1 protein-coding gene and 3 pseudogenes are annotated in these 10,662 nt (G+C 75.1%); all 4 read left to right on the top strand.

The window, feature by feature from the left end; all coding sequences use genetic code 11:
• Positions 1 to 1,175 (top strand): KR domain-containing protein (locus ACFQ87_RS34595; RefSeq protein ID WP_380614866.1); only part of this gene is annotated, 1,175 nt, incomplete at its 5' end.
• A gap of 63 nt (positions 1,176 to 1,238) precedes the next feature.
• Positions 1,239 to 1,289 (top strand): annotated as a pseudogene (locus ACFQ87_RS34590) (hypothetical protein); the annotation flags it as partial.
• A gap of 54 nt (positions 1,290 to 1,343) precedes the next feature.
• A pseudogene (locus tag ACFQ87_RS34585) lies at positions 1,344 to 7,760 on the top strand (type I polyketide synthase); the annotation flags it as partial.
• Positions 7,761 to 7,868: 108 nt separating this feature from the next.
• Positions 7,869 to 10,637: pseudogene (locus tag ACFQ87_RS34580) on the top strand (type I polyketide synthase); the annotation flags it as partial.
• Positions 10,638 to 10,662 lie beyond the last annotated feature (25 nt).

Here is a 10,662-nt window from a genome sequence, read left to right as displayed (position 1 = left end):
TCACCGTGGCGGCTTGTGACGTCGCCGATCGGGAGCAGTTGCGGTCCCTGCTGGACTCACTGCCCGCGGAACACCCCCTCACCACCGTCATCCACCTGGCCGGTGTCACCAGGCTCGCTCCGGTCACCGAGACGGACGCGGCGCACTACGCCGAGACCTTCGGCGCCAAGGTGGCGGGAGCCGCCAACATCGATGCCCTGGTGGACGAGTACGGGGTCGAGAACGTCGTCTTCTTCTCGTCGATCGCCGGTGTCTGGGGCAGTGGCGACCATGCGGCCTACGCGGCGGGCAACGCTTACCTGGACGTGCTCGCTGAGCAGCGCCGGCAGCGCGGGGTTCCGGCCACCACGGTGGCCTGGGGCGTGTGGGGTGGTGAGACACCGGACGACACGGCCAGCGTGCCGGAGGGGGTGGACGTCGACCGCCTGCGCCGGCAGGGTCTGCCGCTGATCGGCCCGGACCGGGCGTTCGAGGCGCTGCAGCAGGCCCTGGTGGACGGGGAGACGTTCATCGCCGTCGCGGACGTGGACTGGGACCGGTTCATCCCGGTCTTCACCTCGGCGAGGCCGACCCCGCTGTTCGACGAACTGCCGGAGGCCGGCCGGTCGGCGGCCGTCGAATCCGCCGGGACCGAGGCGGCCGGCGCCCAGGCGTCGTTCGCCGAGCGACTGGCCGCGATGTCCGCGGCCGAGCAGGACCGCTTCCTCCTGGAGCTGGTCAGGTCCGAGGTGGCCGCGGTGCTGGGCCACAGCGACACCGAGGGCGTCCAGCCGGGCCGGAGCTTCAAGGAGCTCGGATTCGATTCACTGACGGCGGTCGAGCTGCGCAACCGGCTCACCGCTGCGAGCGGGGCCCGGTTGCCCGCGACGCTGGTGTTCGACCATCCGTCACCGAAGGCCGTGGTCGCGGTCCTTCGTGCGGAGCTGTCCCCGGGCGGCGCCGCCTCGGCGGCGGATGCGCTGCTGGAGGAGCTGGACCGGTTCGAGGAGGGCCTGGCCGCGCTTGCGGAGGACGGCGGCGCCCGTGACCGGATCCTCGGGCGGCTCCGGTCGATTGTCGGGCAGGCGTACGAGGCCCAGCCGTCGCAGGAGGTGTCGGAGCCGGCGGTGGAACTCGAGTCGGCGTCCGACGAGGAGATGTTCAGCTTTATCGGCAGGGAATTCGGAATCTCCTGATTCCGCCGTGATCCGTCCATCCGGTCAGCGCATTCAGCTGCCTTCGTAGGGGAAATCTGTCTGATGTCGAATGAGGAACGGCTCCGTCATTTTCTCAAGCAGGTCACGGTCGAGCTGCAGGAGAGCCGTCGGCGCCTGGCGGAGATCGAGGACGCGGGGTCGGAGCCGATCGCGATTGTCTCGATGAGCTGCCGTTTTCCGGGCGGTGTGGACTCCCCTGAGAAGTTGTGGGACTTGCTCGTGGCCGGCGGGGAGACGATCGGCGGCCTGCCGGGCGGCCGCGGGTGGGACCTGCCGGCCCTGCTGGGCGAGGACGGCTCCGGTGGCTCGGCGACCGCCGAGGGCGGCTTCCTCGAGGACGCGGACCTCTTCGACGCGGGGTTCTTCGGCATCTCGCCGCGCGAGGCGCTGGCGATGGACCCGCAGCAGCGCCTGCTGCTGGAGGCGTCCTGGGAGCTGCTGGAGCGCGCGGGGATCAACCCGTACGGGCTGCGCGGGAGCCGGACCGGCGTCTTCGTCGGCCTGACCAACCAGGACTACGGATTCCGCCCCTTCCAGGGACCGGAGAGCACCGCGGGGTACCTGCTCACCGGCAGCACCACGAGCGTCGCGTCGGGGCGGATCTCCTACGTACTGGGTTTGGAGGGCCCGGCGCTGAGCGTGGACACCGCATGCTCCTCCTCCCTGGTGACGCTCCACCTGGCGGCCCGCGCGCTGCGCTCGGGCGAGTGCGACCTCGCGCTCGCGGGCGGCGTGTGCGTCATGTCGTCGCCCAACATGCTCGTGGAGTTCAGCCGGCAGGGCGGGGTGGCGGCGGACGGCCGGTGCAAGGCGTTCTCCGCCCGGGCCGACGGCATGGGGCCCGGCGAGGGAGTCGGCCTCGTCCTGGTGGAGCGGCTCTCCGACGCGCTGCGCAACGGCCACGAGGTGCTGGCCGTGCTCCGCGGCAGCGCGGTGAACCAGGACGGTGCGTCGAACGGTCTGACGGCGCCGAACGGTCCGTCGCAGCAGCGGGTGATCCGCCAGGCGCTGGCCGACGCCGGGCTGTCCGCCGCCGAGGTGGACGCGGTGGAGGCGCACGGCACGGGCACCAAGCTGGGCGACCCGATCGAGGCCCAGGCCCTGCTCGCGACGTACGGTCAGGACCGGCCTGCGGAACGGCCGTTGTGGCTGGGTTCACTGAAGTCGAACATCGGGCACACCCAGGCGGCCGCGGGTGTGGCCGGTGTGATCAAGATGGTGCTGGCGATGCGCGCGGGGCTGCTGCCCAGGACGCTGCACGTGGACGAGCCGTCGCCGTTCGTGGACTGGTCGACGGGCGCGGTCGAGCTGCTGACGCAGGCTCAGGAGTGGCCCACGGGTGACCAGCCCCGTCGTGCGGGTGTGTCGGCCTTCGGTGTCAGCGGGACCAATGTCCACGTGATCGTGGAGGAGGCCCCGGCCCGTCAGCAGCCGGAACCGGCCGTCGGCCGACCCGTGGGCACCGCGCCGACCCCGGTGCCCGTGGTGGTCTCGGGCCGCTCCGACGAGGGCGTGCGCGCTCTCGCCGGGCGCTGGGGCGACTGGCTGGGCACGGCCCCCGAGGTGCGTCCGCAGGACCTCGCCGCGGTGTCCACGGGCTCGCGGGCACTGCTGGACCGCGCCGCCGTGGTGGTCGCCGCCGACCCGGCCGAACTCGCCGCCGGGCTGGCCGCCGTGGCCGCCGGCAGTGTGGAGCCGGACAGCGCGGCGGAGGGCCCGCTCGCCTTCGTGTTCACCGGACAGGGCGCGCAGCGGGTTGGCATGGGCAGCGGGCTCTACCGCGCGTTCCCCGTCTTCGCGGCCGCCTTCGACGAGGTCTGCGGTGAGCTGGACCGCCACCTGCCGGTGCCGCTGCGCGAGGTGGTGTTCGCCGAACCCGGATCCGACCGTGCGGCCCTGCTCGACGGCACCGACTACACCCAGGCGGGCCTGTTCGCGGTGGAGGTCGCGCTCCACCGGCTGGTCGAGTCGTGGGGAGTGCGGCCGGAGTTCCTGCTCGGCCACTCCATCGGCGAGCTGGTCGCCGCGCACGTGGCGGGCGTCTGGTCGCTGGCGGACGCCGCCCGGGTGGTCGCCGCCCGGGGCCGCCTGATGCAGGCGCTCCCGGCCGGCGGGGCGATGGGTGCGGTGGCCGCGGGCGAGGACGAGGTGCTCCGGTCCCTGGCCGAGATCTCCGGCCGGATCGGCATCGCGGCCGTCAACGGCCCGTCCTCCGTCGTAGTGTCCGGTGACGTCGAGGCGGTGGCGGCCGTGCTCGCCGGGTTCGCCGAGCGCGGCGTGCGCACCCGGCGGCTGGCGGTCAGCCATGCCTTCCACTCGGAGCTGATGGAGCCGATGCTCGCCGACTTCGAGCAGGTGCTGCGCGAGGTCGAGTTCCACGCACCGGTCCTGCCCGTGGTCTCCGACCTCACCGGTGGATTCGTCACCGAGGAGCTGTGCGAGCCCGGCTACTGGGTGCGTCAGGTCCGCGGCTGCGTGCGCTTCGCCCACGGCGTCGGCACGCTGCTGGACGCCGGCGCCCGGACCTTCCTGGAGATCGGTCCGGACGGCGTGCTCTCGGCGATGGCCGAGGAGTGCGCCAACACGGCCGCGACGGCGGTGGCCTGCGTGCCGGCGCTGCGCCGCGGCCGGGACGAGGCGCACATCCTGGCGACCGCCCTCGGCCGGGTCTTCGTCCGCGGCACGGCGGTCGACTGGGACGCCTACTTCGCCGGCACCGGCGCCCGGCCGGTTGCCGCGCCCACCTCGCCCTTCCAGCGGCAGCGCTACTGGATGGACGCGCCGGCCGTCGCGGGCAGCGCCGCCGCGGCCGACGACGCGGGTCATCCGCTGCTCGGCCGCTGGGTCGAATCCGCCACCGGGGACGAGGCGTTCGCCACCGGGGTGCTCTCGCGGGACTCCCACCCGTGGCTCGCCGACCACACCGTGCTGGAGACCGTACTGGTCCCCGGTACGGCGTTCGTCGACCTCGCCTGGTGGGCCGGCGAGCGGCTCGGGTGCGAGGGCGTGCGCGAGCTGAACCTGTACGCGCCGCTGGTCCTCCCCGAGCAGGGGCGGGTCCAGGTGCAACTGGAGGTCGGCCGCCCCGACGAGGATGGGTGTCGCCCGATCGGGGTGTACTCGCGTCCCGACGGCTCCGGCCAGGCGCCGTGGACCAGGCACGCCGAGGGCGTCCTCGAACCGTCGGCCGACCGGCTCGACGCGCTGCCCGAGCTCGCCGCCTGGCCGCCGGCCGGCGCCGAGCCGGTCGCCCTCGACGGCTTCTACACCGGCCTGGTGTCCGCCGGCCTCGCCTACGGGCCCGCCTTCCAGGGCCTGCAGCGGGCCTGGCGCCGTGGTGCGGAGATCTTCGCCGAGGTCGCGCTGCCGTCCGAGGCCGCCGCCGACGCGGCCCGGTTCGGCCTGCACCCGGCCCTGCTGGACGCCGCCCTGCACGCGCTCGGCCCGCTCGCCACCGAGGACGACGAGCCGGGCTCGGCCCGGCTGCCGTTCTCCTGGAGCGGGCTGCGCCTGCACGCCGCCGCGGCCGCCTCGCTGCGGGTCCGGCTCACCCGCCGCGCCAACGGCGACGTCGTGCTGGTCGCCGCCGACGCGGACGGCGCACCGGTGGCCACGGTGGACGCGCTCGCCCTGCGGCCCGTGGCGCCGCAGGGCCTGCGGCCCCAGGGCGGCGGGGAGACGGACATGCTCTTCCGCACGGACTGGGTCGCCCAGGAGAACCCCGGCGAGCCGCCGGCGGTCCAGCTCGCCGTGGTCGGTGCGGGCCCGGACACCGAGTCGTTCGGCGCGTCGGCGCACCACGCCGACCTGGCGGAGCTGCGCTCGGCGCTGGACGCCGGCGCGGCCGCCCCCGAACTGGTGCTGGCCTGCTGCCCGTCCGGCCGGGACGAGGACGCGGCCGCGGCCGCCCACCGGGCCGCCGGCTGGGCCCTGGACCTGCTCCAGGGCTGGCTCGCGGACGAACGCCTCGCCGCCGGCCGGCTGGTGGTGGCGACCCGCGGTGCGGTGGCACTCGCGCACGGCATGGGGCCGGTCGACCCGGCGCACGCCGCCGTCAGCGGTCTCGTCCGGTCGGCGCAGACCGAGAACCCGGACCGGATCGTGCTGCTCGACCTCGACCCGGCCGAAGCGGCCGTGGACGTCCAGCAGGTCGTGCGGGCCGCCGTTTCCGGCGAGCCGGAGACGGCGTTGCGCGACGGGCGTCCGTACGTCCGTCGACTGGTCAGGGCGGACGGCGACACCGGCCTCACCCCGCCGCCCGGTGCCGCCTGGCGCCTGGACACCACCGGTCAGGGCACCCTGGACAACCTCGCCCTGCTGCCGTGCGGTGAGGCCGAGCAGCCGCTCGCGGAGGGGCAGCTGCGCGTCCTGGTGCGCGCGGCCGGCATGAACTTCCGCGACACCCTGATCGCGCTCGGCATGTACCCGGGAGTGGCCCGGCTCGGCGTCGAGGGCGCCGGCGTGGTCACCGAGGTCGGGCCCGGCGTCACCGGGTTCCGGCCCGGCGACCGGGTGATGGGCATGCTCGACGGCTCCTTCGGCCCGACCGCGGTGGCCGACCACCGTACGGTGATCGCCCTTCCCGCCGGCTGGACCTTCGCCGAGGGCGCGACCGCCACCGTGGCGTACCTGACGGCGTGGTACGGACTGGTCGACCTCGCCGGGCTGCGGGAGGACGAGGCGGTCCTGGTGCACGCCGCGGCCGGCGGCGTCGGCACGGCCGCGGTGCGGCTGGCCCGGCACCTGGGCGCCGAGGTGTTCGGCACGGCCAGCGAGCCGAAGTGGGACGCGCTGCGGGCCGCCGGCCTGGACGACCCGCACATCTCCTCCTCGCGGACCCTCGAGTTCCGCGAGCGGATCCTCGCCGCCACCGGCGGCCGGGGCGTCGACGTTGTGCTGAACTGCCTCGCGGGACCGTACCTGGACGCGTCCCTGGACCTGCTGCCCCGGGGCGGTCGGTTTCTGGAGATCGGCAAGCTCGACCTCCGGGACCCGGACGGCGTCGCGGCGGACCACCCGGGTGTGCGGTACCGGGCGTTCGACCTGGCGGACCCCGGGCCCGAGCGGCTGGGCCAGATCCTCCGCGAGCTGTCCGAGCTCTTCGAGCGCGGGGTGCTGGCCCCGATCCCGGTGGCCTCCTGGGACATCCGCCGGGCCCCCGAAGCGTTCCGGGCGCTGAGCCAGGCCGCGCTGACCGGCCGGGCCGCCCTCACCCTGGGCGTCGCGTTCGGCCCCGACGACGCCGTCCTGATCACCGGCGGAACCGGCACCCTGGGCCGGCTGCTGGCGCGTCACCTGGTCACCGGGCACGGCCTGCGGCACGTGGTGCTCGCCGGGCGCAGCGGCGCCGAGACGCCTGAGCTGGCCGAGCTGCGGGCCGAACTCGGGCAGCACGGTGCCCGGGTCCGGGTGGCCGCCTGCGACGCCGCCGACCGGCCGGCCGTCGCCGCGCTGCTCGACTCCATCCGCGCCGACCACCGCCTGGCCGGCGTCGTGCACGCCGCCGGCGTCACCGACGACGCGGTCATCTCCTCGCTGAGCCGCGAGCGGCTCTCCGGGGTGCTGAGCCCGAAGGTCGACGGTGCCTGGAACCTGCACCAGCTGACCGAGCACCTGGACCTCGACCTGTTCGTGCTGTTCTCCTCGGCCGCCACCGTGCTCGGCGGCGCCGGACAGGGCAGTTACTCGGCGGCCAACGCCTTCCTCGACGCCGTCGCCGAGCACCGGCGCTCCCGCGGCCTGGCCGCGGTCTCGCTGGCCTGGGGGCTGTGGGAGCAGGCCAGCGGGATGACCGGGCGGCTCGCGGAGCGGGACCTGCGCCGGGTCGGCCGGGTCGGTGTCGCGCCGCTGAGCACCGAGACCGCGCTCGCCCTGTTCGACGGCGGCCTGGCCGCCGGCCGCGCCGTGCTGGTGCCGGCCAAGCTGGACCTGGCCGGCTTGCGCACCCGGTACGCCGACGGCGCCGTCCCAGCGGTACTCCGACAGCTCGTCAGGGTCCGCCGCTCGGCGGCCGCCGCGGCCGACCCGGCCGCCGCACCCGTGGCCGCCGGCTTCGGCGCGGGGCTAGCCGCGCTCTCTCCGGAGGACCGCCGCCGTACGGTGCTGGACCTCGTGCTGGCGCGCACCGCCACGGTGCTCGGGCACACGGCCGCCGACGCCGTGGAGCCGGACCAGGCCTTCAAGGAGGTCGGCTTCGACTCGCTGACCGCGGTGGAGCTGCGCAACCACCTGCAGACCGCGACCGCCCTCACGCTGCCCGCCACGATGGTCTTCGACCACCCGACGCCGGCGATCCTGACCGACCACCTGCTCGCCCTCCTGGTCCCCGCCGAGGCGACGGCCGCCCAGCGGGTGCTGCGCGGCCTCGAGCGCCTGGAGACCGACATCGAGGCGATCGGTGCGGACGACGAGGAGTTCGAGGAAGTCGCCCGTCGCCTGAAGCGGCTGATGTGGGCCGTCGAGGCGGCCGGCGGCCCGGACGGCCCCGGCGGCTCGTCCCTGGACGACGCCACGGCCGACGAGGTCCTCGCGTTCATCGACAGCGAGTTCGGTGATCTCGGGTGAGCGACGCCACCGCCACCCAGCCCAGTCCCGTCATGAAAACGCCTCACGGCAAAGGAGTTGATTGCAGTGGTAAGTGACGGGAAGCTCGTCGACTACCTCAAGAAGGTCACTGCGGACCTGCAGCGGACCCGGCAGCGGCTGCACGAGCTGGAGTCGGCCGCGCCGGAGCCCATCGCGATCGTCTCCATCGGCTGCCGCTACCCGGGCGGCATCCAGTCCCCGGAGGACCTGTGGGAGCTCACCCGCTCCGGGACGGACGCGGTCGCCGCGTTCCCCGCGGACCGCGGCTGGGACGTGGCCGAGCTCGGCGCCGAGGTCCGGCGCGAGGGCGGATTCCTGTACGACGCGGGCGAGTTCGACGCCGGGTTCTTCGGCATCTCGCCGCGCGAGGCGCTGGCGATGGACCCGCAGCAGCGGCTGCTGCTGGAGACGTCCTGGGAGGCCTTCGAACGGGCCGGGATCGACCCCACCGGGCTGCGGGGCAGCGACGGCGCGGTCTTCGTCGGGATGGCCGACCAGCGGTACGGCCCGCACGACGACCAGGCCCGCCAGGAGGTCGTGGGCCACATCCTGACCGGCACCACCAGCAGCGTCGCCTCGGGCCGGCTCTCCTACACCCTGGGCCTGGAGGGTCCCGCCCTCACGGTCGACACCGCCTGCTCCTCCTCGCTGGTGGCGCTGCACCTCGCGGTCTCCGCCCTGCGCTCCGGCGAGTGCTCCTTCGCGCTGGCCGGCGGCGCCGCTGTGATGGCCGGCCCGGGGCTGTACGCCGAGTTCGCCCAGCAGGGCGGGCTCGCCGGGGACGCCCGGTGCAAGGCCTTCGCGGCGGCGGCCGACGGCACCGGCTGGGGCGAGGGCGTCGCCGTGCTGCTGCTGGAGCGGCTCTCCGACGCCCAGCGGCTCGGGCACCCCGTGCTGGCCGTCGTCCGCGGCACCGCGGTCAACCAGGACGGTGCCTCCAACGGGCTCACCGCGCCCAACGGCCCCTCCCAGCAGCGGGTGATCCGCCAGGCCCTGGAGGACGCCAGGCTGAGCCCCGGTCAGATCGACGTGGTCGAGGCGCACGGGACCGGCACCCGGCTGGGGGACCCGGTCGAGGCCCAGGCCCTGCTCGCCACCTACGGCCAGGACCGCCCGGCGGAGCAGCCGCTCTGGCTCGGTTCGATCAAGTCCAACATCGGCCACACCCAGGCGGCCTCCGGCCTGGCCGGCGTGATCAAGATGGTCATGGCGATGCAGCACGGTGTGCTGCCCGCCACGCTGCACGTGGACCGGCCGACCCCGGAGGTCGACTGGTCCGCCGGTGACGTCCAGCTGCTGACCGAGCAGCGCGACTGGCCGAGGACCGGCCGGGTCCGGCGGTCCGCCGTCTCCTCCTTCGGCATCAGCGGCACCAACGCGCACGTGGTCCTGGAGCAGGCCCCCGAGGCGGAGTCGGCCGAGTCGGCCGAGTCGGCCGGGGAGACCGCCGGGCCGGCCGGCGCCCCGACGGCATGGCTGCTCTCCGCCCGTGGCGAGGACGCGCTGCGGGCCCAGGCCCGCCGACTGAGCCGGGCCGTCGAGGCCGATCCCACCGCGGCCCCGGCCGGCTGGGCGGCCGCGCTGGCGACCACCCGGGCCGCGCTGACCCACCGCGCCGCCGTGGTCGGCGCCGACCGGGTGCAGCTGCTGGCCGGGCTCGACGCGCTCGCCCGGGGCACGGTCCGGGCCGGGGTGGTGTCCGGCCGGACCCGCCCGGCCGGCGGGCTCGCCTTCCTCTTCACCGGCCAGGGCGCGCAGCGCGCCGGCATGGGCCGGGGCCTGTACGAGGCGTACCCGCGGTTCGCCGAGGCCTTCGACGAGGTGTGCGTCAGGATCGACCCGCTGCTGGAGCACCCGCTCAAGGACGTCGTGCTGGCCGGTGCGGAGGCGGACGGTGAACCGCTGGTCAACCGCACCGTGTACACCCAGGCGGCGCTGTTCGCCGTCGAGGTGGCGCTGTTCCGCCAGCTGGAGCACTGGAACCTCACCCCCGACCACCTGCTCGGCCACTCGATCGGCGAGCTGAGCGCCGCCCACGTCGCCGGGGTGCTCTCGCTGGACGACGCCTGCACCCTGGTCGCCGCCCGCGGCCGCCTGATGCAGGCGCTGCCCGCGGGCGGGGCGATGCTCGCCGTCGAGCTGCCCGAAGCGGAGCTGCCCGAGCTGCTGGCGGAGGCGGGCGACCCCGGACCGGTGGCGGTCGCCGCCGTCAACGGGCCCACTTCGCTGGTACTCTCCGGCGCCGAGGAGACGATCGAGGAGCTCGCCCGGCTCTGCGCCCGGCGCGGAAACCGGCACCGCCGCCTGACGGTCAGTCACGCCTTCCACTCGCACCTCATGGACCCGATGCTGGCCGACTTCCGGGCTGTCGCGCAGACCGTGGAGTTCCACGCCCCGCGGATCCCGATCGTCTCCGACCTGACCGGCGAGCCGGTCACCGCGGAGCAGCTCTGCTCGCCCGAGTACTGGGTGCGGCACGTCCGCGAGAGCGTCCGGTTCCACGACGGGATGCGCACGCTGCACTCCTTGGGTGTGACGGCCTGCCTCGAGCTGGGCCCCGGCGGGGTGCTCACCGCGATGGCCCGCGACTGCCTCGCCGACCTCGGCGACGCGGTGGCGCTGGTGCCCGCGCTGGAGCGCAACCGCGAGGAGCCGGACACCCTGCTGGCCGCCCTCGCCGAACTGCACGTCCACGGTTGGTCGGTGGACTGGCCGGCGGTGCTAGACACCGGCCCGGCCCGGCGCTCGCCCGCCCTCCCGACCTACGCCTTCCAGCGGCAGCGGTACTGGCTGCCGGCCAGCCCCGCCGTGACCACGGCGCCCGCCGTCGAGGACGCGGCCGGGGACCATCTGCTGCACCGGCTCGGCTGGGAGCCGGTCG

Origin of the sequence: Kitasatospora sp. NPDC056531 (genome assembly GCF_042794375.1) — a bacterium.
In the GTDB taxonomy this organism is placed as follows: domain Bacteria; phylum Actinomycetota; class Actinomycetes; order Streptomycetales; family Streptomycetaceae; genus Kitasatospora.
The sequence above is the reverse complement of the archived record's forward strand: the minus strand, read 5'-3'. Positions and strand labels throughout refer to the sequence as shown.